Below are 25,229 nucleotides of genomic sequence, written 5' to 3' on the forward strand. Positions count from 1 at the left end.
GTGCAGCAGCCCGCTCCGGGCTACTCGCCGTACACGCCCGTGACCGCCGAGCCGCCGCGCCGCGAGCGCGGGCCGAACGTCGGGCTGATCGTGACCGGCGCGGTGATGCTGGGCGTCGGCTGGATCGTGAACGGCTTCGTCGGGATCTTCGCGGGATCGACGCTCGACGGCACGTCGAGCGATCGCTGGGGACGCGTTCCGCTACTCGAGCTGGGTGCCGATCGCCGGGCCGTGGATCCAGCTGGCGGTGAAGCCGACCGCGTTCGACTCGGACGACCGGGGCACGTGGCTGATCTTCGACGGCCTGCTGCAGGCGGCGGGCGCAGCGCTGCTGATCGCCGGCATCGCGACGTCGGGCGGCGACGAGGAGCCGGCGCTCTCGATCCTGCCGAGCGCCGGGCCGCATCACGCGGGGCTCTCGCTCGCCGGGCGGTTCTGAATCCAACCACAGAGGGCCGCAGAGAAGAGATCGTTTCGGTTCGATCTCTGCGGCTCTGCGTGAGCTCGGTGGTGGATTCGGCTCGGTCGCACATGGTCGGCGAGCTTGACCATGTGCGGGTAGCATCGGGGGATGGTCCGTCGTCCCTTCGATCCCGATTGCGGCGACGAGCGCGCGAGCCCGGCGCAGCTCCTCGCCCGGTGCGCGCGACGCATCGACGAGCTCGCCCTCGAGCGCATCGCCGCCAGGACGCGCATCGCGATCCGGCCCGCGCACGCCGCGCTGTTCCGGCACCTCGATCTCGAGGGCACGCGACAGACGGAGCTCGCGCGGCGCGCCGGCGTGAGCAAGCAGGCGATCCACCAGCTCGTCTCGGAGCTCGAGGAGCTCGGGCTGGTCGAGCGCGCGCCCGACCCGGAGGACGCGCGAGCGACGCGCGTCCGCTTCACGAGCAAGAAGGGGCGATCGCTGCTCGACGAGCTCGGCGAGGTCGAGCGCGAGCTCGAGCAGGCGATCGGCAAGGAGCGCATGCGCGCGCTGCACGACGCGCTCGCGCGCATCGACGTGCACCTCGATCGCGCGGAGGACGCGCGCGCAGCGCCGCGGGCCCGCGCACGTCGCGCAGACTGACTGACGTCTGTGCGCGCGGGCTCTCCCCCATCCGAGCACCGCGCGCGCCACCTTCTCGCCCTTACAGACTGCTCGCCGCGGCGCGTCAGCCGAGCGTGCGCGATCGGCCGAGACGCGTCGTCACGGTGGCAGTCGCTGGCGCCACCGCTACGCAGTGACGCGCGACTCGCGCACGCGGCTCACGCGAGCCGCGGGCACGAATGCTCGAGCGGCAGCGCGAGCGCGCCCAGCTCGCTCGTCGCGCGCACGTCGTCGCGCTTGGCGTTGCGCGTCTCGTTGGGACGGCGCCACGCGCGAGCGACCAGCGACTCGGCGCGATCGTCGGTGAAGTGTCCCATCGCTTCGAACTGCAGCAGCTCGTGCTCGTGCGTCTCCATGATCGTCCTCCTCGTGTGTGCGGCTGCGTCGCGCCGCGAATGCGTCGCGCCCCTTCGAGCACGGTGCGCGCCACGACGCAGCGCGTAGAGATCGCGCCGCAGCGCGTCAGCGGTGTTGCCGGTTAGTATCGGGCTCCCCATGCCCGAGCTCCCCGACATCACGCTCTACATCGAAGCGCTGGAAGCGCGCGTGATCGGACGCACGCTCGCGTCGATCCGGCTCGCGTCGCCCTTCGTGCTGCGCTCGGTGGATCCGAAGATCGCGGACGTGGTGGGGCACGAGGTGATCGGGCTGCGAAGGATGGGCAAGCGCATCGTCTTCGCGATCGAGCCCGACGTGTTCGCGGTCGTGCACCTGATGATCGCCGGACGCTTCCAGTGGAAGGACGAAGCGAAGGCGAAGATCCCCGGCAAGGTGGGCCTGCTCGCGTTCGACTTCGTCAGCGAAGACGGCGCGGAGCACGGGACGCTGCTGCTCACCGAGGCCTCGACGAAGAAGCGCGCGAGCCTGCACCTCGTGCGCGGCGAGGCCGCGCTGCGCGACTTCGATCGCGGCGGGCTCGAGCCGCTCGGCTCGACGCTCGAGCAGTTCAAGGACGCGCTCACCCGCGAGCGCCACACGCTCAAGCGCGCGCTGACCGATCCGCGCCTGTTCTCGGGCATCGGCAACGCGTACTCCGACGAGATCCTCCACCGCGCGAAGATGTCGCCGGTCACGCGCAGCGATCGCCTCGACGACGCGGCGATCGCGACGCTGCATCGCGCGACGATCGAGGTGCTCGAGGAGTGGATCGATCGCATGCGCGCCGAGCTCGCCGGCGGCTTCCCTGCGAAGGTCACTGCGTTCCGGCCCGAGATGGCGGTGCACGGCAAGTACGGACAGCCGTGCCCGGTGTGCGGGACGAAGGTGCAGCGCATCGTGTACGCGGAGAACGAGTCGAACTACTGTCCGCGCTGCCAGACCGAAGGGAAGCTGCTCGCGGATCGATCGCTCTCGCGGCTGCTGAAGGGCAACTGGCCCAAGACGATCGAGGAGCTCGAAGGTCGTTGAGCGACTGGCACGCTCACTGCCAGGCGGGCGCCTCGATGTGCCGCTCTGTTGCACGTGGGAGCACCGCGCTGGTCGTGATCGCGATGATCTCGCTCTCGTGCCGAGAGCCGGATCCCGACGACGGGCCCTTCCCCACCGACTACGAGCGTGCGTGGACCGAGGCGCGCGACGGCTGCACGCTCAGCCACGATCACGAGCTGCGCTACATCCGCGTGTTCGCGAACGACGGCGCGCTCGGGCCCTACACGCAGCAGGACGCGCCCTACCCCGTCGGCGCCGCGCTGCTGAAGGCGGAGTACGACGACCCCGAGTGCACCGAGCTGCTCTCGTTCGTGCTGATGGAGAAGCTCGAGGCGGGCACCACGCCCACCGAGGAGCACGACTGGACGTGGCGCCGCTTCGACGCGCAGCGCCGCGAGGTCTTCGATCGTCGCGCGATCCCGACGACGTGCATCGACTGCCACGCTTGGCATTGCGAGGAGCCCCCGTATGGCTGGGACTACACGTGCCCTCCCGGTTCGATCGAGCCGACTCCGCGCTGAGATCGCGCTCGTCGCGCTGATCACGATCGGGTGCCCGGGGCCGAGCGAAGAGCCCGTGCACCGCGTCGTGATGGAGGAGCTGCCCGCGGGCTTGCTCTCGGTGTGGGGGACGAGCGCGCGCGACGTGTGGACGGTCGGCGCCGATCCCGGCGACGGTCCGTACGTGCTGCGCTACGACGGCGACGGGTGGACGCGCATCCCGACCGGCGCGCAGGGCGACGCGTGGTGGGTGCACGGCTTCGAGAGCGATGGCTCGGTGCTCGTCGGCGGCGAGGGCGGGATGATCCTGCGCTGGGACGGGACGTCGTTCGCGCGCATGGAGACGCCGAGCGATGCGCCGACGATCTTCGGCATCTGGGGCAGCGCGCCGGACGACGTGCTCGCGGTCGGCGGGCTCGGCCGCGTGGCGGGGTTCGTGTGGCACTACGACGGGAGCGAGTGGCGCGCGATCGAGCTGCCCGAGGCGCTCGAGGGGCGATCGCTCTTCAAGGTGTGGGGGCGCGGGCGCGGCGATGCGTGGATCGTCGGCACCGACGGAGCCGTGCTGCACTGGGACGGCGAGGAGCTCGCGATGCACGACGCGGGCACCACGCGGACGCTCTTCACGGTGCACGTCGGGCCCGACGGCAGCGTCGCGGCGGTGGGTGGCGCGGGCTCGGGCGTGCTGGTCGTGCGCGATCCCGAGGGTGCTTGGCACGACGTGGCACCCGACCTGGTGCCCCATCTGTTCGGTGTGTTCCTCACGCGCGACAGCGGTCGTGCCGTGGGGATCAACGGGACGTTCGTGCGGCGCGAGAGCGCGACGTGGGTCGTCGAGGACACCGGGCTCGCGCTGGCAGAGACTCTGCATTCCGTGTGGATCGATCCCGACGGCGGCGTGTGGGCCGCGGGCGGACAGGTGCTCGCAGAGCCGCTGGAGCGCGGTCTCTTGATCTATCAGGGGCGCGAGGAGATCGCGTCGTACGAGGGGGAGTGATGGGAGCGAGGCTGCGAACGCTGGGCGTGCTCGCGGGCGGTGTGATCACCGCGGCGGGGCTCGGCGCGTGCGAGGAGAGCGGATGCCCGGACGAGCGCGGCGTCGCGTGCGTCTACGCGGGCACCGGTGAGCAGGCGCTCGGCGAGGACGGATTGCCGCCGCGCGAGACCGCGATCTACTGGTCGATCGATCTCGAGTTCGCGCCCGACGGCACCGCGTACTTCCTCGACTGGAACAACCACCTCGTGCGGCGCGTGCGCGCCGACGGAACGGTCGAGACGGTGATCGGCGACTTCATCGGCGACGGGCCGCGGCTCGATCCGGAGCGCGAGTTCGACGGCACCGGCGTGCCCGGTCGCGAGGTCTCGCTGAACCACCCGACCGATCTGCAGTTCGACGATCGGGGCCGGCTCTACCTGATGGCCTGGCACAACCACAAGCTGCGCACGTGGGATCCGACGACCGGGCTCGTCGAGGTCGTGTGCGGCAGCGCGCCGGGCTATCGCGGCGACGGGTCGAGCGACCCCGCGGCGGCGCGCTTCAACCAGCCCAAGGCGCTGGTGCGCGCGAGCGACGGCACGTTCTACGTGCTCGATCAGCGCAACTTCTTGGTGCGACGCATCACGCCCGACGGGGCGATCGAGACCGTCGCGGGCACGCCCCCGATGCCGGGCACGATGCCGATGCCGGGCTTCGAGGGTGACGGCGGTCCCGCGACGAGCGCGCGCCTGCGCTTCGAGGCGGGCGGCAATCCCGAGCCGAGCGGTGGGCTCGCGCTCGACGAGGACACGAACGTCCTCTACATCGCCGACGGTCTGAACTTCCGCATCCGCGCGGTCGATCTCGCGACCGGTGTGATCGACACCGTGCTCGGAACCGGCGAGATGGGCTACGACGGAGACGGAGGCCCCGCGGCGAGCGCGCGCATCTCGCACGTGCGCGATCTCGAGATCGGCCCCGATGGTCGGCTCTACTTCGCCGACACCGAGAACCACGTGGTGCGCGCGTGGGATCGCGACGCCGACGTCGTGACCACGATCGTCGGCACCGGCGAGCGCGGCACCGGCGCGGAGGGCGCGGACGCGACGGCGACGCAGCTCGCGCGGCCGATGGGCATCGCGTTCGGGCCCGATGGCGCGCTCTACGTCGCCGACACCGAGAACAGCCGCTTCCTGAGGGTGCCCCTGTGACGATGAGCAAGACGAAGAAGGTCGCGGCGTGCGCGCTGCTCGCGATGACCGCGTGCGAGCCCGAGACGCCGGCTGCGTGCGAGCCCGCGCCGGGCACGATCTGCACGATCGTCGGCACCGGGCGCGCGGGGCTCGCGGGCGACGACGGGCTCGCGCGCGAGGCCGAGCTCTACCTGCCGATGGACTCGACGATCGGTCCGAACGGCGACCTCTACGTGGTCGACTGGAACAACCACCGGATCCGCGTGGTGAGCGACCCGCTCGAGACGAGCGTGATCGAGACGTGTGCGGGCAGCGGTCGTCTCGGCGACGGACCGCCGGGCCCGGTGCTCGAGGCGGACTTCAATCATCCGACCGACATCGTGTTCGACGGGTCGGGCCACATGTGGATCGCGGCCTGGCACAACAGCCGAGTGCGCATGGTCGACCTCGAGACGGACACGCTGAGCGACGTCGCGGGCACCGGCGGGCGCAACTACTTCGGCGACGGCGGGCCGGCGTCGAGCGCGGTGCTCGACCTTCCCGCGGGCCTCGACTTCGATGCGGCGGGGAACCTCTACTTCGTCGATCAGGCGAACCAGGTGATCCGCCGGATCACGACGACGGGCACGATCGAGCGCGTCGCGGGCATGTGCGTGACCAACGAGTGCGCGGACGGCGAGACGCCGGTCGCGTGCCCGGGGGGCAGCGGCCGCACGCACTGCGGCGCCGACGTGAGCGCTTGCGATCTGCCGTGCGCGCGCGCGTACGGGGGCGACGGTGGGCCCGCGCTCGAGGCGCGCTTCGCGATGCCGTTCGGGCAGTCGGCGGAGCCCTCGGGCCGCATCGCGATCGCCGGCGACGGCACGATCTACTTCGCGGACAGCCACAACCATCGGGTGCGCGTGATCTCGCCCGACGGGATGATCGACACGCTCGCGGGCACGGGCACGCGGGGCTACGCGGGCGATGGGGGCCCGGCGAGCGCGGCGCAGCTCGACAACCCGGTCGACGTCGAGCTCTCGGAGGACGAGCGCACGCTCTACCTGACCGACACGTTCAACCACTGCGTGCGCGCGATCGATCTCGACGCGGGCACGATCGACGGCGTCGCGGGCCGCTGCGGGACGCGCGGGTTCGAGGGCGACGGCGGCGATCCGCGCGAGGCGCTGCTCGATCGCCCGTACGGGATCGAGATCGATCACGCGACGGGGAACCTCTACGTCACCGACACGCACAACCACCGGGTGCGCGTGATCGTCCCCGCGACGTGATCGCCATCGTCGTCGAACGCGGAGGCTCCGGGCGAGGAGATTGAGCCCGCGCGTCGCGCGCGGGCAGACTCGCTCCGATGGCGGGGAGCGCGAGCGTGCACTGGGACGGCGACGTGATCCGAGTGCACTACCGTGGATACATCGACGGCGCGGCGATGCAGCAGGCCACCGACGGCGTGAAGCGCTGTCTGATGCAGCGCCGTGCGAGCGCCGTGCTCTTCGACACGCTCGAGGTCGAGGGATACTCGGCCGAGGTGCGTGCGCCGGGCATCGAGATGTTCCGCGCGCTCAAGGACCACGCGCTGGCGCGCGCGGTCGCGATCTCCACGTCGTCGGCGGTGCGGATGATGGGCTCGGTGTTCGCGTTCGCGACCGGGATGCCGCTCGAGTTCGTCGAGTCGCGCGCCGAGGGCGAGCGACGCGTCGCGCTGCGGTGATCATCGACCGGAGCGCTCGTCCCGCGGGTCCCGGACGGGAGCGCGCGAAGCGCGCGGACGGGAGGGGCCGAGCTCCTAGCGGGCGCCGCCGCCGAAGAACTCGGCGCCCGGTCGCGCGAGCACGGTCGCGCGCGCGGTCGTGACGTCGATGCGCAAGAGGACGCCGCCGCGCGTGAGCCCGTAGAGCGTCTCGCCGAACGGCGCGAGCCCCCAGATCATCTCGTGGCCCGTCGCGCCGATCACACGCGCGCGAATGCCTCCGTCGAGCGGCACCTCGACGAGCCAGTCGCCGCCGCGTCCACCGGTGACCGTCGCGTACAGGCGCCCCTCGACGAACGCGAGATCGCCGCTCGCGCGCAGCCCACCGGGGAACGTCGCGACGCGCATCGCGGCGCCGCGCGCGAGATCGAAGCGCACGACGCGCTCGTCGACCGAGCCGTAGAGCGTCCCGTCGGGCGAGATGTCGAGGCCGACGAACGCGCCCATCACGTCGACGAGGCGCTCGACGGTGCCGGCCTCCGGGTCGACGCGCACCAGCGTGCCCGCGACCGCGCCGTAGAGCGTGCCGTCGGGATGGAGCGCGAGATCGGTGAGCGTGACCGGCGTCGGCGCGAGCTCGCGCAGCGCGCCGCTCGGGAGATCGATCTCGTAGAGGCGCGTGCGATCGTGCGCGAGCGCGCGCGCGACGCAGCCCATCACGGGATCGCAGCGGTGGCTGATCGGACAGAGATCCGCGTCGGGCTCGCGCACGCACGCGTCGATCGCCTCGTCACAACGATCGACGGTGCACGCGATCGCGTCGCCACACGCCGGCGGCGACGCGACGCACCCGACGCGCACGTCGCAGCGCTCGACGCCGGTGCAGAACAGCGCGTCGTCGCACCACATGTCGACGGGCTCGGCGACGCACGCACCGTCGATGCAGCGATCGAGCGTGCAGGCGAGCCGATCGTCGCAGTCCGCGTCGCTCGTGCAGCGCGGCGCGTCGATCGGCGGCGGCGCGTCGTGGCCCGCGTCGATCGGCGGCGGCGCCGCGTCGAAGGGCTCGACGGGCGGAGGCGCACCGAGATCGGTGCGCGCACCGCAGCCGGCGAGGAGGACGCAGAGGAGCAGAGCCCGCGTGATGGTCACAGCTCGTTGTCGTAGATGAACGCGTCCTCGCCGTTCGTGACGGTGACGAGGAGGATGGTGTCGCCGCGCGTCTCCTCCGAGAGCCCCGCCCACGCGGCGCGGAGCTGCTCGGCGTGCATCGGGGCGTACGCCATGACGTGGAGGATCTGCTTCACCCAGCGATCGCGCTCGTCGACGTTCGCGGTGCTCGCGTGGATGTCGGTGAGCTTGTTCATCAGGATGCGCTGCGCCTCGCTCGCCGGATACGGTGCGTCGCGCGGGAAGTGCACCGCGCGCGTGACGCTGACGCCGACGCGGTGCCCGTCGATCTCGACGAGGAGATCGGTGCGCGTGCCGTTCGGGTCCATGTAGCGAATGCCGGGCTCGCTCGCGAGGAGCGTCGCGCCCTCGCACCGCGCGAGGACCTCGAACGACATCGCCTCGCTGTAGACGCTGCTGCCCCCGACGGTCCCTGCCTCGAGCACCTCGCGCGCGCCTTCGGTGAAGTGCACGAGGTCCGCCTCGGTGATCCGCACCGGGAACGTGATCTCGTTCTCGAAGAGGAACTCCGATGGATCGAGCAGCTCCGTGTCGATCTCGTCGCAGCTGCCGGAGACGATCCCCTCGACGGGCGGCCCGGCGTCGGGCGCGCCCGCGTCGAGCCCTGCATCCATCGCCGCATCGTCCGTCGAGGCGTCGGGGTCGTCGGTCGCGGCGTCGGCACTCGCGTCGAACGAAGACGCGTCGAACGAGGACGCGTCGGTCCGTGTGCCGCCGTCGGTGGGCCCGGGGGTCGGATCTCCACAGGCGATCAGGAGGACGGCGAGAGCGAGGAGCCGCGATCGAAGTGCCACGAGCCGAGGCTACACGGGAACGCCGCGGATGCCTCGCAGATCACGCCGCGCGCGCGGTCGCCTCCGCGCCGTACTTCGCGCGCGCCCAGGCGGCGGTGGCGCGCACCTGCTCGTCGAACGGAGTGGGCTCGATGCCGAGCACGCGGCGGAACGCCGAGTCGTCGACGAGGTACGGCGCCTCCCACTGATACGTCATCTCGCGGAGCTCGCGCATGATCGGCACGACCACGCCGGCGATCGCGAGCAGCCAGCCGGCCAGCTTCGTGATCCGCACGTCCACCCCGAGCTCGCGGCCGAGCGCCTCGCCCCAGGCGCGCATCGAGCGCGCTTCGAGCGTCGGCAGGTGCCAGATGCGACCCGCGACGTCGGGCGCGCGTCCGAGCGCGGCGAGCCCACGCACGACGTCGCGCCCGTACGTGAACGCGTGCGGCAGATCCGCGTCGCCGAGGCACTCACCGGGGCTCCCCGCGAGCACGCGCGTGAAGAAGCGCTCGCCGAGGTGCGCGCCGACGATCTCGGGACCGACGAAGTCGCTGGCGCGCGCGATCACCGCCTCGACCTCGCCCGCGTGGTGCGCCGCGAGCACGCGCTCGGCGAGCTGCTTGCGGAGCACGCCCTTCCTCGAGCAGGGCTCGAACGGGCCCTCGGGGCCCATCGGCGCGCCGCCCATGCGGCCGAACGCGTAGAGGTTGTCGAGCACGACGAGGCGCGCGCCCGCGCTCTTCGCCGCCACGATCGCGCCTTCCACGAGCGGCGCGAGCTCGCGGTGCCAGCGATCGTACGGGACGTTGGTCGCGCTGTAGACGACCTCCGCGCCCCGCGCGCACTCGGCCGCGAACGCAGGGTCCGCGACGCTGCCCCGAACGCGCTCGACGCCCGGGATCGCGGCGCCGCCGCTGCGCGCGACGAGGCGCACGCGGTGGCCGCGCTCGGCGAGGAAGCGCGCGACAGCGGTGCCGATCTGACCGGCGCCGAGGACCACGTGGAGCGAGCTGGACATGTCTTCCGTTCCTCCTGGCGCGCTCTGGGCGCCACGAGCGGAGCATTGCGCGGATGCATGGCCACGGGTCGCGCTGCAAGCCATCCTTGCAATCGTGCAAGCCACGGGCTCGACGCCGCTGCGGTGGGACGACGTGCAGCTCTTCCTCGCGCTCGCCCGCGAGCCCTCCCTCGCGCGGGCCGGCGCGCGGCTCGGGGTCGATGCGTCGACCGTCAGCCGTCGCCTCGCCGCGCTCGAGGACGCGCTCGAGCTGCGGCTCTTCGATCGGACGCGCGAAGGGCTGCGCGCGACGGCGGCCGCGGAGCGGCTCCTCCCCTCGGCGGAGGCGATGGAGGCCGGCGCATCGGGGTTCGCGCGCGACGCCGAGACCTTCGAGCGCGAGATCGAAGGCAGGGTGCGCATCACCGCGCCGCCGGGGCTCGCGGACGCGTTCGTCGCACCGCTGCTGGTCGAGCTCGTCGCGAAGCACCCGCGGCTCTCGATCGAGCTCGACGCGAGCATCGGCTACGCGGACCTCGCACGACGCGACGCCGACCTCGCGCTGCGCGTGGCGAGGCCGCGCTCCGGCGATCTCGTGGCGAAGAGGATCTTCACGGCGCGCGAAGCGGTGCTGGGCGCGCCGGCCTACGTGACGCGCCTGGGCCGGCTCAAGCGGGTGTCCGACGCACGCTGGATCACGTACGCCGACGACCTCGCGTCGCTCCCGACGATGCGATGGCTCAAGCGCGAGGCACCGGCGATGACCGCGGTGCTCGCGACGAGCGACTTCTCGGCGCAGGCGCGCGCCGCCGAGGCCGGGCTCGGCGTGCTCGTCGCGCCGAGCCCGTTCGTGCACGCATATCGACTCGTCGAGGTGCCGCTCGCGCGACCGCTCGCGAGGTCGCTCGCGGAGGTCGCCGAGAACGAGCTCTGGCTCGTCGGGCATCGCGCCCTCCGCGACGTCCCGCGCATCGCCGCGGTGTGGTCGTTCCTCGACGAGTCGTTCGAGCGCATGACGAAGGCGCAACACGCGCGCCGGAAGCGGTGAGCGTGGACGACGTCGCGGATCGCACGCGCTGCGTGCGGGGCGTGACGTCGTGCGTGCGAGGCGTGACGCTCCGCGCATCCGCGCTCGCGGTCTTCTTGCGATCTCGCGGGCACGCGACGTGCTGTTTCGCACACACGATGCAGCCATCGCTTCCTCGCGCGTCGTGGTCCGCACCTCCACCGAAGCTCCCGGAAACGACGGCATCACGCGCGCTTCGCGCGTCGATCGCCGATGCGACGCGCGCGGGTCCACGCGCGCTCTTCGTCCTGGGCGCCGATCCAGGTGCGACATCCGAGCTCGTCGACGCGGCACGAGCCGGCACGACCGTGCTCCGTGGGCGTTGCGTCCCGGGCCGGCCCTACGCGGCGCTCGCGCCGATCGTGCAGAGCGCGCTCTCGCTCGCGTCGGTGCACGACGAGCTCGACGGTGCGCTGGCGTGCGCTCCTGGCTGCCACGCACGCTGGTGGGAGCACAGCACCGCCGAGGACGTGGTGCGGCTCCATCGCGACGCGCCGCTCGCGCGACGCGAGTCGCTCCACGCCGAGCGACGCGTGCGCTTCGTCGACGCGATCCGGATGGTCGTCGAGCGCGCGTCCGAGCGCGGAACGCTGTTGCTGGTGCTCGACGACGTCGAGCACGTCGACCACGGCACCGCCGAGGTGCTCCGCGCCTGGCTCGAGCCGCGCGTCGATGCGGAGACACCCTCGAAGCCGGCGATCGTCGTGCTCGGCACCACGTCGCGCGCGAGCACCGACGGAGGCGCGCTCGCGACGCTGATCCAGGCGCCGCGCGCGATCACGTGCGAGGCCGGGCGGTTCGACGCGAGCGCGCTCGCGAGCTGGCTCGCGGAGCCGGAGATCGCCACGTGGATCACGGCGCGCACCGGAGGTCGGGTCCGCTCGCTCGAGCGCTGGCTCACCACCGCGGCCGATCCCGCGCCCGAGCCCGTCGCGCGCGCCGAGGCCCCCGACGCGCGATCCGGTGTCGCGCTCGCGCTCGGCGTCACCCGCGCGATCGGGCGCTCCGTGCCGCTCGCGGCGCTCCTGAGCGAGCCGCGTGATCGCGCGGTGCTCGAGCGCGATCTCGAGCGCCTCGGCGCGCTCGCGCGCGATCGCGACGGAGCGCCCGCCGTCGCGTGGCCCCGCCCGGCGCCGATGCTCGACGGTGCGGTGCAGGGCGCGGTGCACGCGCACGCGGCGCGCGCGCTCGAGCGGATGGGCGCCATCGAAGAAGCGGCGTGGCACGCGTCGCGCTCCGACGACGTGATGCTCCACGTGCGCCTCGCGCTCGCCGCCGAGCCGGCGCTCTCGGCGCGTCACGGGGCGCGAGAAGCGGCGGACCTGCTCACCGCGGCGCGCGCGCGGCTCGACGACGACGCGGCCCAGCGCGTGGTGCTCGATGCGCGGCTCGCGCGGGTGTGGAGCACGCTCGGCGAGTCCGAGCGCGCGATCGAGTCGGCGCGCGCCGTGTGCGAGCGTGCGCCCCACGATCTCGCGGTGCGGCTGCGCTGCGGCGAGATCCTGCTGCGCGCAGGACGACATGCCGAGGCGATCACGTGCTTCGAGGCGGTCACGGTCGGCGCGGCGACGCGAGAGCACGTCGAGGCGCGCGTCCTCGCCGCCGAGGCGCGCTACACGACGGGCGATCTCGCCGGTGCCGAGCGCGACGCGCGGCACGCGCTCGCCGACGCGTCCGCGCAGGATCACGTGGCGCTCCGGATCGACGCGCAGAACGTGCTCGGGAAGATCGCGCTGGCGACCGGCGACACGCGCGCCGCGCGCGCGTGGTTCGGCGACGATCTCGCGCTGTCGCTCGCGGGCGCGCTGCGCACCCACGAGTGCGTCGCGCGCCAGAACCTCGCGATCGTGCTGATGCGCGAGGGCGCGCTCGACGACGCGGCCACGCACTTCGAGGTGAGCTCGGAGCTCGCGCGCTCGGTGGGCGCTGCGTGGCACCGCGCGATCGCGCTCGAGAACCTCGGCGTGCTCCACCACCTGCGCGGGCGCTGGAGCGCGGCCCGTCGCTGTTATCGCGAGTCGGCGGCGATCCTCGAGCCGATCGGGCACCGCGACTGGCTCGCGCGCCTCCTCCTGAACCGCGCGTCGCTCGAGCTCACGCTCGGCGATCCCGCGAGCGCGCGAGAGCTCGTGCAGCGCGCGCGGCGCGTCGTGGGGGACGAGCCGCGCCGTGCGTTCGCCCGTCGCGCCACGCTCGTGGATGGCGCGGTGCTCCTCGCGCTCGGCGACGTCGAGCACGCGCGCGATCTCTTCGAGATGGTGCGCTCCGGCGAGGGCGAGCCGTCGAGCCTCGCCGAGGGCGCGCTCGGCGTGGCGCGCTGCGCGCTGGAGCTCGGCGACGTCGCGCTCGCGCGCCGCGCGCTGCACGACGCGTCTCGGACGAGCACGTCGCCGCGCCTCGAGTGCGAGCGGCAGGAGCTCGAGGTGCTCCTCGCGATCGCGACCGGCGGGCCCGCGGCCTCGCTGGCACGCGCGGCGCGCGAGCTCGCGACGCGCACCGAGCACGTCGAGGTCGAGCTGCGCGTGTGGTGTCACCTCGCGCGCGCGCAGCTCGCGGACGGCGCGCTCGACTGCGCGCGCACCTCGCTCGAGCGCGCCGGAGAGCTCGAGGCGCGCGTCACCGAGCACGTGCCCGAGGACTCGCGCGAGCTCTTCGCGAAGCGCACCGACGCGCGCGCCCTGCACTCGCTGCGCGAGCGCGCGTGGGGCGCGCGCCCGCAGCCGAGCAGCACCGCCGCGACGCGGATCATCGTCGGAGGATCGCGCGCGATCGATCGGCTGCGGCGCTCGATCGAGCGCGTGGCGGGCTCGGATGCGCAGGTGCTCGTGCTCGGCGAGAGCGGCACCGGCAAGGAGCTCGTCGCGGAAGCGCTGCACCGTCTGTCCCCGCGCGCCCGCGGTCCGCTGGTGCGCGTCAACTGCGCGGCGCTCACCGAGTCGCTGCTGCTGAGCGAGCTCTTCGGCCACGAGCGCGGCGCGTTCACCGGCGCGAGCGCGCGCAAGCTCGGCCTGTTCGAGACCGCGCAGGGCGGGACGCTCTTCCTCGACGAGATCGGCGACATCTCGCCGCCCACGCAGGTCGCGCTGCTGCGCGTGCTCCAGGAGCGCACGATCGTGCGCGTCGGCGGCACCACGCCGATCCGCGTCGACGTGCGGGTCGTCGCCGCGACGCACCGGCGCCTCGAGCAGCTCGTCGAGCGCGGCGCGATGCGCGAGGACCTCTACTACCGACTGCGCGGGATCGTGCTCGAGGTGCCCGCGCTGCGCGACCGCATCGACGATCTCCCCGCGATCGCCGACGCGCTGCTCGCCCGGATCGCGCGCGACGAGCGCGCCGCGCCGAAGCGGCTCTCGCCCGCCGCGACGGCGCGGATGCGCGCGCACCGCTGGCCGGGCAACGTGCGCGAGCTCGAGAACGTGCTGCGCGCTGCGTCGGTGCTCGCGCCCGGCGCGACGCTCGAGATCGACGACGTCGCGCCGCACCTGGTCGCGCCGCAGCACGTCTCGCCGCAGCACGGGGCGCCGAGCGACCCGAGCACCGAGAGCGGCGAGCTCGAGACGCTCTACTGGGCGAGCCTCGGCGACGGTCACTCGGTGTACGAGCTGCGCCGCTCGCTCGAGCGGCGCGCCATCGAGCGCGCGATCGACGAAGCGGGCGGCAACCTCTCGCAGGCCGCGCAGCGGCTCGGGATGAAACGTCCACGCCTGTCGCAGCTCGCCAAGGAGTACGGGCTCCGCAAGAGGTCGTCATGAAGACGCGCTGGACGTACGCGCTCGCCGCCGCGCTCGCGGTGCTGAGCGGATGCGCGGGACAGTCGGCGGAAGGCGCGGTCGCCGAAGCGCTCGTCTCCGACGAGCGGGTGCCCGAAGCGGCGTGGCGCGCGATCGATCCGATCGCGTGCGGGGATGCGGAGGACGTCGCCGGATATCGCCGCGCGGCGGGCGCGGACGAGCTGGTGGTCGGCGTCGACCTGCGCGGCCGGCTGCGATGCATCGACACGATCGCGTTCGAGGGCCCGCGGGTCATGTCGCAGCCGCGGACGCCGGTGCTCCTGCCGCGACCGCGCGGCGTGGATCCCGAGCCGCAGCCGATGCTCGACTGGTCGCGCCGTTGGTGGTGACCGCGCGGTGTCGCGGCGCGCACGTGCGAGCGTGCCCGCGATGACGCGCGTGCGATCGCGCGCCCACGCGAGGGGAGGTTTTCGCGCGGCACGCCGTTTGACGGAGCGCTTCACGATGCTTCTCCACTCGTCTTCGGGCGCCCTCGCCGCGCTGGTCTCGGGCGGCGTGATGGTCGCGGGCTGTCACCTCTCTCACGAGCTCGAGCGCGGGCCCCACGGCGACCCACACCAGGTCGACGCGGGCGTTCCCGGCGCGGACGCCGGCGAGCCACGCGACGCGACGACGATCTGCTCGCCGTGGACGCTGCGCGTCGAGCCCGTGTCGCCCGACGCGGTCGCCGACGTGACCGCGATGCCGATCGCGTTTCGCAGCGGGCACGAGACGACGGTCGCGTTCGTGACCCACGGCGCGCTGACCAACGCGGGCGAAGGCGACGTCGCGCTCGACCCGACGCGGTGTGCGAGCGCCGGCGACGCGACCACCTGCGCGCCCGACATGCCGTCGTCGTGGGACGGCGCGGGGATGCTGCGGCTGTGGGCGCGCGATCGCGTGCTCACGCTGCCCCTCGACGACGCGGAGATCGCCGCGACGGGCACGCTCGCGAGCGCCGACCTCGACGCGAACCACAAGCCCGAGCTCGTCGCGTTCGGCCGCTTCTCCGGCGCGATCGCCCTCGATCACGAAGGCCACGTGCGATGGCGCGCCGACCTGCCCTCGCTCGACGAGGTGCGCATGCTCGACGTCCCGCTGCCCGAAGGTCGTCCGCGCTCGCTCTCGGGCACGCCGCTCGTCGTCGATCTCGAGGGCGACGGTGAGGTCGAGGTCGCGTTGGGCTATGGGCTCGTCGAGGGCCGCACCGGCGAGGTGCGTTGGCGCGCGTCGGGCCATCGCGGGATCAACCGCGTGTACGGCCCGATGCCCTGCGCCGGCGATCTCGACGGTGACGGCGTGCTCGAGATCGTCGCGGGCGGCACGGCGTACCGCGCGGATGGCTCCGTGCTCTGGCAGGCCGCGGTGAGCGACGGCTTCTGCGCGATCGGCGAGACCGCGATCGCGCTCGTCTCGGAGGGCAGGCTCTTCCTGCTCGATCGCGAGGACGGCGCGGTGCGGTGGACGACGATGCTCGCCGGCGGGCTGCGCATGGGCGCGACCGGGCCCGCCGGCGGGCCGCCCACCCTCGTCGACGTGGACGGAGACGGAGACGACGAGATCCTCGTCGCGTCGGAGTCCCGGCTCGCGCTCTACGACCCGCGGTGCCACGACCCCTCGTGCACCATCGACGGTTGGTCGATCGCGATCGAGGACGGCCTCAGCGGCGTCACCGGCGTGACCGTGGTCGACGTCGACGGAGACCTCGCGCTCGAGGTGCTGCACGCGGATCAGACGACGCTGCGCCTGCTCGATGCGCGCACCGGCGCGGTGCGGGTCTCGACGCCGCGCCTCTCGCGGACGCGCACCGAGCGCCCGCTCTTCGTCGACGTCGACGGCGACGGCTCGGGCGAGATCCTCGTCGGCATCTCGTCCGAGTGGGATGGCAACCACGATCGACGCGACGAAGGGCCGAGCGCGGGGCTCGCGGTGGTCGGACCGGTGTGCGCGCGATGGGCGACGCCGCCGGGCAGCTCGCCGGGCCGGCTGATCGGGCCCGACTGACTGGCGATCAATAGACGCCGGGGACGATCTTGTAGGGCACGAGGCGTCGATATTCCTCCCACGCGGCGCCGTACTTCCGTTCACATCGTTTGTCGTCGCGGGCTGCGCGATCGAAGAGCAGGATCGCGAGGAACGCGAGATAGAAATACGGAATCGCGTGGGTGTGCCCGGCGGGCAGCGCCCAACAGAGCGCGAGCACGAGCTCCGGCACGTAGTGGAAGTGCCGCGCGACGCCCCAGAAGCCGGAGACGAGCAGCAGATTCGTGCGCTCGACTCCCTCGCTCGTGCGATATCGCGCGACGATGGTCTTCGGCGGACGACCCCAGATCGTCGTCTTCCCACCGGTCGCGCGGACGCGCTGGCGCTGCGCGTCCGCCTCGTAATTCGCCCAGAGCGCAGCGAGCCCGAGCGCGGTGATCGCGATCGCGGCGAGCGGGCTGAGCGCGCGCGGATGATGCGCGAGATACTGACCGAAGATCGTGTAGACCGACGGCACCCAGACCAGCACGCCCCAGCAGATGTAGTAACCGAAGCGGTCGTGCATGATGTCGAGAGAGCCGAAATAGCCACTCTCCCAGACGAAGAACTTGAGCAGATAGAGCATCACCAGACCGCTCGAGACGAGCATCGAATTCGCGATGAATCCGTAGGTCTCCCACTGGTGCAGCGCGAAGCACAGGAAGAGCGCGCTCCACCCCATCATCGACACGCGGCAATTGACGAGCTGCTTCAGGCTCGCTCCGAGCAGCGTCGGATGCAGCTCGATGCCCTGGAAGAAGTCGAAGAGTGGATATCCGGTGTACGTCGCGTCGGTCGACGACGGGTAGTGTCGGCCCTTCCAGTAGAGGAACGCGCAGAAGAGCAGCGCGGCGACGTTGAGGATGACGATCATCGCGCCGAGCTCGCGGACGACCGTGCTCGCCGACCAGAGATCGAGCGCCCAGGTGCCGATCAGCGCGACGTGCGTCACGGCCCACGCGGCGACGCCGTTGAGCCGATAACGAGGCTGTCGCCCGGTGGGCGTGACCGGCCCGAGGTGCTCGCGACCGGGCAGCACCGCGAGCAGGAGCGTCTGCGCGACGACCCAGAGCGCGAGGATCGCGCCAGCGCTCGTGGTGGGCCTCGGGAACAGGCGCACGAACGTGCCCAGGTCGATCTGCGCGAGGAAGAGCGCGATCGATCCGTCGAAGTGCGCGCAGGTCATCCACAGCACGACGACGAGGATCGGCGTCGTGGAGAGCAGCAACGCGGGCCCGATCCACCGCCGGAGCGCCGGGATCTCGACCGCCGTACGAGCGGGCGGAGCGGGCCGGGACACGGGACCGTGGCCGGTGAGGATCCACGACGCGATGCGCTCGGCCGACACTCGTCCCTCCTGCGGGCGCACCACGCCGGCGGCGCATCGTTGCGCCGAGGGGCCCCGTCGCCTCGCACCTATGCGCGCGAACGGTGCGGCTCAACCCGAGGTCACTCCCAGAGCGGCCGGAGCGAGGCGATCGCCCACCACACGACCGCAGCGCCTCGCGCCGCGAGCTCGATCGACGCGGCGCGCACGAGATCGCGTCGCACCTCGCGCTCGTGCGCGGTCTCGATGTCCGTCACCGCGACCGCGGGCCCGATGCCGAGCCGCTGTGGCGACGGGACCCATCCGGCGAGCGGGAGCACTGCATGGACGAGCGTCTCGACGCGCGTCGCGAGCCACGCGTCGGGATGGCGCGCCGCGCTCAGGTCGAGCCGCAGCCACGTGCCCTCCTTGCGCTTCACGATCGCCTCGCGCCCCTCGCCCTCTTCGATCGTCGACTCGTCGCTGCGCTCGAACCGGCGCCCGAGCGCGAGCAGATCGAGCAGCTCGTGCAGCGGGCGCAGCGCGGGCGCGGCGCACAGGATGCACACCAGGAGCGCGCCGAACGCCGGGAGAATCCGGCGCAGATCCGGCACCAGCCACATCATCGGGAGCGCGATCGCAGCGAGCGCGACCGTGAGGAGCGCGACCTGCGGGCCCATCGTCGGACGTCGCGCGTCGCGCGCGTCGGGCGCGATCTCGGGGCCGGTCTCGACGTCGACGAGCACGCGCGCCAGACGATCGAGCTCGGGCGTGCACGCCTTGCGGCGCGCGAGCCAGCGCGGGGCGGCGCGCGGCGTCGCGAGCGTGATCGCGCGTCCGTCGCGGTCGGTGATCTGCAGCACGCGGCCGCGCTCGGCGTCGTCGATCCGGGCGCGCGCGTCGAGCCAACGGATCGCCGTGCGCACGTGCGGGCCGTCGTGCTCGGTGATGCCCTCGCGATCCCAGGTCACGCGCGCAGGACGTGGCGCGCGCGCGCGCTGGAGCATCGGCGGGAGCAGGAGCGAGATCGCGAAGGTGAGCGGCGCGGTGATCGCGAGCAGCGCGGTGAGCGCGCCGTCGGAGAGCGAGCTCGCGAGCAAGGCCGCGGGGATCAGCGCGACCCAGAGCCCGAGCCCCGGGAACCCCAAGAGCGCGCCGAGCGCGCCGAGACGCACGATGCGCCCGCGTGGAAAGTCGAGCGAAAGCTCACCTTCGCCCTTGCCGCGCGTCTCGGAGATGTCGTCGTCGCTCACGGGACGCGCAGCGTAGCGCGTCAGGTGAGCGCGAAGAACGCCAGCGCCGCGAGCACGCCGAGCGCGCAGTCGATCAGCGCGAAGCGTGCGCGCTCGAGCTGGATGCGGCGCTCTTCGTCGGTCGGGCCGGGAAGACGACGCACGAGAGGCGCTTCGCGATAGGTGCTCGCGCCCGCATCGCTGACGCGCGGGAGCGCCGCATCACGGAGAGCCTGATGTCGATCTCGGAGGAGCACCAACGGGCCGCGACCGAGCCACATCGCGAAGCCGAGCGCCGGAAACGTGAGCAACACGTTCTGTGAGAACGGCAGCAGGAAGAACTGCGTGGGCGCGTAGAGCAGCCACCACGACCACCGGAGCTGCGGTGGCTCGTACATGCCGTTCGTGACCTCCCGCGCGCGCGCCAGGGCAGGCTCGATCGGATCGAACGAGTCGATCCAGTGGCTCCGCCCCGGACGACCCGCGACCTCGGGCCCACACAGCTCGATGGCGCGATCGCCGTCGTCGCGGATCGTGACGGCAGCGATCGAGGCGTCGTCGCGTCGGCGGAGGTGCACGCGCGAGTCCGACCAGCGAATCGTCGCGCGCACGATCGACCCTTCACGCAGCGAGATCTCGTCGCCATCCCAGACGAGCCGCAGCGACGCGAACCGAGCACGCTGGAGGCGCCCCCACGCCGCCATCGAAGCGAGCGCGAACGGAACGATCGCGAGCCAGAGCAAGAACGAGCCGGGCCGTGGCGCGAGCCAATCGCCGCCGGGTGGCTCGCGGCGGAGCACCGACACGAGCCCGAGCAGGACGAAGAGCGCCGGCAGCAAGGCCCGCGCGCGCCGATACCCCGGCGTGTCGGTCTGGGGCGGAGCTGGGTGGAGGGCTAGCTCGTTCATTTCGAGACTCTGCAACGCGCGCATGCGGTTCGCTCATCCGCGCCTCGCGTTCTGGTAGCGTCGCGCGCATGCGCTTGTTCACGCAAACGTTCTTCTTCCTTCTCGCTCCTTCGACGTTGCTCGCGTGCGGTGGCGACTCGTCGGCGCTCGACGCCTCGGTTCCGCCCGACGCGCCCGCGGTCGACGCGTACACCCAGCCGTTCGCGTTCGACGGCAACTTCGCGCCGCGCCCCGACGCGTCGTTCGAGCAGTACACGCAGGACGACACGCTCTCGCTCTTCCACGTGCAGCTCGAGGCGACGCACAACAGCTATCACCTGCGCCCGAGCGACGATCCGATCGTCGACTGGGACTACGAGCACGCACCGCTCGACGTGCAGCTCGAGGAGCAAGGCGTGCGCGGCCTCGAGCTCGATCTCCACTGGGACCAGGCGATCGGCGTGCACCGCGTCCTCCACGTCCCCACCGTCGACGCGCGCAGCACGTGCGAGCTCTTCGTCGAGTGCCTCGCGATCGTGCGCACGTGGTCGGACGCGCACGCGGACCACGTCCCGCTCGTCATCCACCTCGAGCCGAAGGGCGGTGCGACCGCGGCCGAGCGACTCGCGCGCATGCTCGCGATCGAGAACGAGATCCGCAGCGTGTGGCCCGACGAGCTGATCCTCACGCCCGATCGCGTGCGCGGCGATCACGCGACGTTGCCCGAGGCGCTCGCCGAAGGTGGCTGGCCCACGCTCGGCGAGACGCGCGGCCACGTGCTCTTCGCGATCGACGACTCCGAGGGACTGCGCGCTGCGTACGTCGCGGATGCGCCGAGCCTCGAAGGCCGCGTGATGTTCGTCGACTCCGAGCCCGGCGACACGTTCGGCGCGTACGCGATCATCAACGACGCGTTCGCGAGCGAGCGCATCGAGGCCGCGCTCGACGCGCACTTCCTCGTTCGCGTGTTCGGACAGGACAGCGTCGAGCGCGCACTCGAGGGCGATCGCACGCACCTCGAGCGCGCGCTGGCGAGCGGTGCGCACGTGATCAGCTCGGACTTCCCGGCGCAGGTCGACGAGACGACGTTCTTCGTCGAGATCCCCGAGGGGTCTCCGTCGCGCTGCAATCCGTCGACGGCGCCGGAGAGCTGCACGTCGGCGGCGATCGAAGCTCGGTGAGTCCTTGCGGAGTGCTCGTCCCGCAGGTCCCGGACGGGAGCGCGCGAAGCGCGCGGACGGTAGGGACCCACAGGCGAGCCGATTTTGGTGCCCGAGACGACGCGACGCGTCATTCCGCGTGATGGTGCGCGCGCGCGACCGGCGCTATACGTCTTCCGCTCATTTCGTCGCTCGGGGCGCGTCCTCCGGATGGTCGGAGGTCGCTGAGAAGCACCCGGGAACCTGATCCGGTTCGGACCGGCGTAGGGAACGCGACGATCGAACGACGCCGCGAGGCGTCGCGGAGGAGATCCCGTCATGTCGATCAGCAAGTGGACGCTGCCGCTGCGTGGCGCGCACAACCCGTCGTCGCGCGCGGAGGGCACCACGCCGGGGTCGTTCGCGAACGCGGCGAACGTCGGTGGCCCGCTCTCGTTCAGCTCGCCCGACACGCCGGGGATGCCCGCGCCGAGCGCGAAGACCGCGTGGGACTTCCTGCCCGACGGATGGTCGCGCGACGCGACGACCGGCTTCGCGATCGCGCCCGCGGGCTTCGAGCCGATCACGCAGCTCGAGCACGCGCGCCTCGGCATCGTCACGCCCGAGATGGAGCGCGTCGCGGCGCGCGAGGCGCACCTCACGCCGGAGCAGGTGCGCGACGAGGTCGCGGCGGGACGCATGATCATCCCCGCGAACCGGACGCACCTCTCCTATGCGCTCGACGCGATGGCGATCGGCCGCGCGACGAAGACGAAGATCAACGCGAACCTCGGCGCGTCGCCGGTCTCGAGCGGCACCGACGAAGAGGTCGAGAAGATGCGCTGGTCGGTGCGCTGGGGCGCCGACACCGTCATGGACCTGTCGACCGGCGGTGATCTCGACGCGTGCCGTGAGGCGATCATCCGGGCGAGCTCGGTGCCGATCGGCACGGTGCCGATCTACTCGATGATCATCGGGCGCAAGATCGAGGAGCTCACGCTCGACGTGATCCTCGCGACGCTCGAGCACCAGGCGCGACAGGGCGTCGACTACTTCACGATCCACGCGGGCGTGCGGCGCGCGCACCTGCCCTTCGTGCAGAAGCGCCTGATCGGGATCGTGTCGCGCGGCGGCTCGCTGCTCGCGAAGTGGATGCTCGTGCACGGGAAGGAGAACCCGATGTACGAGCACTTCGAGGCCATCTGCGACGTGATGCGCCGGCACGACGTGAGCTTCTCGCTCGGCGACGGCCTCCGCCCTGGGGGCCTGAGCGACGCGAGCGACGCGGCGCAGCTCGCGGAGCTCGAGACGCTCGGTGAGCTCACCGAGCGCGCGTGGCGCAAGGGCGTGCAGGTGATGGTCGAAGGGCCGGGGCACGTCCCCTTCGATCAGATCGAGTTCAACATGAAGCTGCAGCGCACGCTGTGTCACGGCGCGCCCTTCTACGTGCTCGGGCCGCTCGTGACCGACGTGTTCCCCGGCTACGACCACATCACGAGCTGCATCGGCGCGACCGCGGCCGCCTATCACGGCGCCTCGATGCTCTGCTACGTGACGCCGAAGGAGCACGTCGGGCTGCCCAAGAAGGACGACGTCAAGCAGGGCTGCATCGCGTACAAGATCGCGGCGCACGCGGCGGACGTCGCGCTCGGCATCCCGGGCGCGCGCGACTGGGACGACGCGCTCACGAAGGCGCGCGCCGCGCTGAACTGGGAGCAGCACTTCGCGCTCGCCTTCGACGGTGAGTACGCGCGCGCGCTGCACGACGAGGACCTCGACGTCGACACCGACTTCTGCGCGATGTGCGGCCACGACTGGTGCAGCGTGCGCATCAGCAAGGAGATCGTGGAGTTCGCGAGCGGCAAGGCCGAGGGCTTCGAGCGCGAGAAGGTGATCAAGAGCGCGGCGCTCACCGAGGAGCAGAAGCGCGTGCTCGAGCAGCGCGGCGTGCTCTCGCCCAACGAGATCCACAAGCTCGCGAGCAAGACGCGCAAGGCCGTCGACGCCGAGGTCGGAAAGGGCCTCTGCCACTCGGACTTCGTCGAGCCCGAGATCGCGCAGCGCATCCAGAAGGATCGCCTCGTGCAGATCCGCGCGAAGGACGAGGCGACCGCCGAGGACTGAGCGGCGATCGATGCTGACAGCACACATTCGTGTGCTGTCAGCACACCCGTGCGCTCAGCACACGATGCAGCCGCGCACCGGCGTCTTGATCTCCGAGACGATCTCGCCGGTCACCTCGTCGTAGATGCGGATCCATCCGATGCGACGGCCCTCGATGGAGCAGTTCGCATCGCTCTGGATCAGCTCGGCCGTGTGGTTGGCGGTCGCGAGCTCGAGCGTCACCGCGCGCAGCCGGCGCATGCGGATCGGCGCGGCGTCGTCCCAGAGCAGCTCGACCGCGTCGTCGAACGTGACCGCGTCGCCGGGCGCCGCGGTGTACATGCCCTCCCCGACCGGCTGACAGCCGTCGGCAGGCGGGGGCGCGAAGTGCGTGTAGTGGAACGGCGTCGCGCGGACGATCGCTTCGACCACCTCCTCGGGGCGCTCGGGGCACGCCTCGAGCCCGTCGACGAGGGTCGCGTCGGGGCTCGGGATGTACTGCCCGCCGAACCCGAACAGCGTGACCACGCCCGCGCGTCGCTCGACCGCGACCGTGAACACGTCGTTCACCATCGCGTAGGGCCCGTACGCGACGCGGCGGATGCGCAGGAAGTCGACGTTCTCGGTAACGGCGGAGCACGGGTACGTCGAGTCCGGGCGCCACTCGTCGCGATCGATCTGGAAGAGATCGGGCGAGGCCTCGAGGACCTCGAAGAGCGCGTCGTACGCGTCCTCGGCGCCGTCGCACTCGGGAAGCGGGATCGCGAGGCCTGTGATCGAGGAGAGCGTGCCGCGGTTCGCGACCCAGGTGAGCGACGCCGCGGGGTCGAGCGCGGCGAGCGCGGTCGCCGCGCGCGCTTCGGCGCCGGGGTCGGGCGTGAGCTCGAAGGGCTCGCCGCACGCGCCGAGATCGGCGTCGACGTTCACGACGTACGCGTCGGTCATCGGTGCGTCCATCGGGCTCTGCGCGTCGGTCTGCGCGGCGTCGACCGTCGAGGCGTCGTGGCCTCCGGCGTCGTCGAGCACGCTGGGGCCCGAGTCGCTGCAGCTGCACCCCCCGAGCGCGAGGAGTGGAACGAGGAAGAACGCCATCCGCGACATCGCGAGAGCTCCTGTGGTGCGATCGCATTGGTGGCGAGCTCGCGCGCTCGTCATCGCGCCGCGCGGCGCGGTGACGAGCCTCACCGCACCGCGCGACGCACGTCGATTCGTCGACGGATCACCCGTGCGGGTGGCCACGCGCAGCGCGCACGCGAGGCTCGTGTATCGTCGCCGAGAGGAGGTGGATCGATGGAGCACGACAAGGGTCCGACGCACGTGGTGCTGACGTGCATGGACTACCGGCACATGGACGATCTGGTGTGCGCGCTCCGCGCTCGGATCGGCGAGGACAAGTACGATCACCTGATCCTGCCAGGCGCTGCGGCTGCCCTCGCAGAGGTGTCGCTGCAGACCGATTTTCCGAGCTGGGTCCCGGCGTTCTGGTCGCAGGTGCAAGTCGCGAAGAAGCTGCACGGAGCGACGATTCGCGAGATCTGGCTCGTCGATCACCTGGAGTGCGGCGCGTATCTGCAGGCCCTCGGCGTCGACGCCGCGAAGGAAGTCGACGCGCACCTGCGCTGCCTGCGGCTCGCGAAGCAGGCCGTCGAAGAGGGATGTCGCGCGCGCGGGATCGGATGGACGGTCGCGTGCAAGATCATGCAGCCCGTCGTGGGCAGCGACTCGAAGAAGTGGTCGCTCTGCGATCTCGAGCTGACGTAAGAGCGCCATCTGCGGTCTGGCTCCGCGGCGCGCGCTGTGCGACATGATGCGCAGCGCGCGCACCTGCGCGTCGGAGGTGCTCGTGCACACAGGCCGGACTCGCTC

The 25,229-nt window shown here is 72.1% G+C and carries 24 protein-coding genes and 1 riboswitch; of the genes, 15 read left to right on the forward strand and 9 right to left on the reverse strand.

Annotation, left to right across the window (positions count from 1 at the left end):
* Positions 1 to 20: 20 nt before the first annotated feature.
* Positions 21 to 173 carry a hypothetical protein gene (locus DB32_RS47535; RefSeq protein ID WP_157069820.1) on the reverse strand — a complete coding sequence of 51 codons (153 nt, stop codon included), beginning with the start codon at positions 171 to 173 and terminating at the stop codon, positions 21 to 23.
* 41 nt (positions 174 to 214) lie between these two features.
* On the opposite strand from DB32_RS47535, the gene DB32_RS36415 reads away from it, so the two are divergent.
* Both DB32_RS36415 and DB32_RS36420 read left to right on the forward strand, forming a co-directional pair.
* Positions 215 to 439, forward strand: coding sequence for a hypothetical protein (locus DB32_RS36415; protein ID WP_053237257.1), 225 nt, complete (start codon positions 215 to 217; stop codon positions 437 to 439).
* 132 nt (positions 440 to 571) lie between these two features.
* Positions 572 to 1,069, forward strand: coding sequence for a MarR family winged helix-turn-helix transcriptional regulator (locus tag DB32_RS36420; RefSeq protein ID WP_053237258.1), 498 nt, complete (start codon positions 572 to 574; stop codon positions 1,067 to 1,069).
* Positions 1,070 to 1,248: 179 nt separating this feature from the next.
* Here the strand turns inward: DB32_RS36420 and DB32_RS36425 are convergent, their stop codons facing one another.
* Complete coding sequence (locus DB32_RS36425; RefSeq protein ID WP_053237259.1) at positions 1,249 to 1,446, reverse strand: hypothetical protein; 198 nt, start codon at positions 1,444 to 1,446, stop codon at positions 1,249 to 1,251.
* 139 nt (positions 1,447 to 1,585) lie between these two features.
* On the opposite strand from DB32_RS36425, the gene DB32_RS36430 reads away from it, so the two are divergent.
* From DB32_RS36430 to DB32_RS36455, 6 genes are all read left to right on the forward strand, one after another.
* Positions 1,586 to 2,497 (forward strand): Fpg/Nei family DNA glycosylase, encoded by a 912-nt coding sequence (locus DB32_RS36430; protein WP_053237260.1) that lies wholly within the window; start codon positions 1,586 to 1,588, stop codon positions 2,495 to 2,497.
* Positions 2,494 to 3,039, forward strand: coding sequence for a cytochrome P460 family protein (locus DB32_RS36435; RefSeq protein ID WP_169791672.1), 546 nt, complete (start codon positions 2,494 to 2,496; stop codon positions 3,037 to 3,039). Before DB32_RS36430 ends, DB32_RS36435 begins: the two co-directional genes overlap by 4 nt.
* Entirely contained in the window at positions 2,987 to 4,015 is a 1,029-nt protein-coding gene (locus tag DB32_RS36440; RefSeq protein ID WP_157069824.1) for a WD40/YVTN/BNR-like repeat-containing protein, read from the forward strand. The genes DB32_RS36435 and DB32_RS36440 overlap by 53 nt, the downstream gene beginning before the upstream one ends.
* Positions 4,015 to 5,205 (forward strand): NHL repeat-containing protein, encoded by a 1,191-nt coding sequence (locus DB32_RS36445; protein WP_053237263.1) that lies wholly within the window; start codon positions 4,015 to 4,017, stop codon positions 5,203 to 5,205. The genes DB32_RS36440 and DB32_RS36445 overlap by 1 nt, the downstream gene beginning before the upstream one ends.
* 2 nt (positions 5,206 to 5,207) lie before the next feature.
* Complete coding sequence (locus DB32_RS36450) at positions 5,208 to 6,458, forward strand: NHL domain-containing protein (RefSeq protein ID WP_157069827.1); 1,251 nt, start codon at positions 5,208 to 5,210, stop codon at positions 6,456 to 6,458.
* A 77-nt stretch (positions 6,459 to 6,535) separates the two neighbouring features.
* The gene (locus DB32_RS36455; RefSeq protein WP_053237265.1) at positions 6,536 to 6,895 is read left to right on the forward strand and encodes a hypothetical protein; all 360 of its coding nucleotides are present in this window, start codon (positions 6,536 to 6,538) and stop codon (positions 6,893 to 6,895) included.
* Between the two features lie 75 nt (positions 6,896 to 6,970).
* On the opposite strand, the gene DB32_RS36460 is transcribed toward DB32_RS36455, so the two are convergent.
* The 3 genes from DB32_RS36460 to DB32_RS36470 form a co-directional block, all read right to left on the reverse strand.
* Positions 6,971 to 8,026 (reverse strand): TolB family protein, encoded by a 1,056-nt coding sequence (locus DB32_RS36460; protein ID WP_053237266.1) that lies wholly within the window; start codon positions 8,024 to 8,026, stop codon positions 6,971 to 6,973.
* Positions 8,023 to 8,679 carry a hypothetical protein gene (locus DB32_RS36465; protein ID WP_157069829.1) on the reverse strand — a complete coding sequence of 219 codons (657 nt, stop codon included), beginning with the start codon at positions 8,677 to 8,679 and terminating at the stop codon, positions 8,023 to 8,025. The genes DB32_RS36460 and DB32_RS36465 overlap by 4 nt, the downstream gene beginning before the upstream one ends.
* Before the next feature lie 220 nt (positions 8,680 to 8,899).
* On the reverse strand, positions 8,900 to 9,859 hold the full coding sequence (locus DB32_RS36470; RefSeq protein WP_053237268.1) for an NAD-dependent epimerase/dehydratase family protein: 960 nt from the start codon (positions 9,857 to 9,859) through the stop codon (positions 8,900 to 8,902).
* Here DB32_RS36470 and DB32_RS36475 point away from each other — a divergent pair.
* From DB32_RS36475 to DB32_RS36490, 4 genes are all read left to right on the forward strand, one after another.
* Positions 9,858 to 10,886: a LysR family transcriptional regulator gene (locus tag DB32_RS36475; RefSeq protein WP_157069834.1), complete on the forward strand. Its 1,029-nt coding sequence runs from the start codon at positions 9,858 to 9,860 to the stop codon at positions 10,884 to 10,886. The two genes, DB32_RS36470 and DB32_RS36475, sit on opposite strands and share 2 nt — an antisense overlap.
* Positions 10,887 to 11,212: 326 nt before the next feature.
* Entirely contained in the window at positions 11,213 to 14,656 is a 3,444-nt protein-coding gene (locus tag DB32_RS36480) for a sigma 54-interacting transcriptional regulator (RefSeq protein ID WP_157069835.1), read from the forward strand.
* Positions 14,653 to 15,024, forward strand: a complete 372-nt coding sequence (locus DB32_RS48775) for a hypothetical protein (RefSeq protein WP_053237271.1) — start codon at positions 14,653 to 14,655, stop codon at positions 15,022 to 15,024. The genes DB32_RS36480 and DB32_RS48775 overlap by 4 nt, the downstream gene beginning before the upstream one ends.
* Positions 15,025 to 15,139: 115 nt before the next feature.
* Positions 15,140 to 16,678, forward strand: coding sequence for a PQQ-binding-like beta-propeller repeat protein (locus DB32_RS36490; protein ID WP_169791673.1), 1,539 nt, complete (start codon positions 15,140 to 15,142; stop codon positions 16,676 to 16,678).
* Positions 16,679 to 16,685: 7 nt separating this feature from the next.
* Here DB32_RS36490 and DB32_RS36495 read toward each other — a convergent pair whose 3' ends face one another.
* The 3 genes from DB32_RS36495 to DB32_RS36505 form a co-directional block, all read right to left on the reverse strand.
* Positions 16,686 to 18,044: a phosphatidylethanolamine N-methyltransferase family domain-containing protein gene (locus DB32_RS36495; RefSeq protein WP_053237273.1), complete on the reverse strand. Its 1,359-nt coding sequence runs from the start codon at positions 18,042 to 18,044 to the stop codon at positions 16,686 to 16,688.
* 101 nt (positions 18,045 to 18,145) lie between these two features.
* Entirely contained in the window at positions 18,146 to 19,255 is a 1,110-nt protein-coding gene (locus tag DB32_RS36500; protein ID WP_053237274.1) for a hypothetical protein, read from the reverse strand.
* 20 nt (positions 19,256 to 19,275) lie between these two features.
* Complete coding sequence (locus tag DB32_RS36505) at positions 19,276 to 20,142, reverse strand: hypothetical protein (RefSeq protein ID WP_157069839.1); 867 nt, start codon at positions 20,140 to 20,142, stop codon at positions 19,276 to 19,278.
* Positions 20,143 to 20,210: 68 nt separating this feature from the next.
* On the opposite strand from DB32_RS36505, the gene DB32_RS36510 reads away from it, so the two are divergent.
* Both DB32_RS36510 and thiC read left to right on the forward strand, forming a co-directional pair.
* Positions 20,211 to 21,302: a Ca2+-dependent phosphoinositide-specific phospholipase C gene (locus DB32_RS36510; protein ID WP_053237276.1), complete on the forward strand. Its 1,092-nt coding sequence runs from the start codon at positions 20,211 to 20,213 to the stop codon at positions 21,300 to 21,302.
* A gap of 162 nt (positions 21,303 to 21,464) precedes the next feature.
* Positions 21,465 to 21,569, forward strand: a riboswitch (TPP riboswitch).
* Positions 21,570 to 21,599: 30 nt separating this feature from the next.
* A complete protein-coding gene (gene thiC, locus DB32_RS36515) occupies positions 21,600 to 23,384 on the forward strand; it encodes a phosphomethylpyrimidine synthase ThiC (RefSeq protein WP_053237277.1) in 1,785 nt (594 codons plus the stop codon).
* Positions 23,385 to 23,438: 54 nt separating this feature from the next.
* Here the strand turns inward: thiC and DB32_RS36520 are convergent, their stop codons facing one another.
* Positions 23,439 to 24,464, reverse strand: a complete 1,026-nt coding sequence (locus DB32_RS36520; RefSeq protein WP_157069841.1) for a hypothetical protein — start codon at positions 24,462 to 24,464, stop codon at positions 23,439 to 23,441.
* A 189-nt stretch (positions 24,465 to 24,653) separates the two neighbouring features.
* Here DB32_RS36520 and DB32_RS36525 point away from each other — a divergent pair, with 189 nt between their 5' ends.
* Positions 24,654 to 25,124, forward strand: coding sequence for a hypothetical protein (locus DB32_RS36525; protein WP_053237279.1), 471 nt, complete (start codon positions 24,654 to 24,656; stop codon positions 25,122 to 25,124).
* Positions 25,125 to 25,229 lie beyond the last annotated feature (105 nt).

Source organism: Sandaracinus amylolyticus (assembly GCF_000737325.1).
Taxonomy (GTDB): domain Bacteria; phylum Myxococcota_A; class Polyangia; order Polyangiales; family Sandaracinaceae; genus Sandaracinus; species Sandaracinus amylolyticus.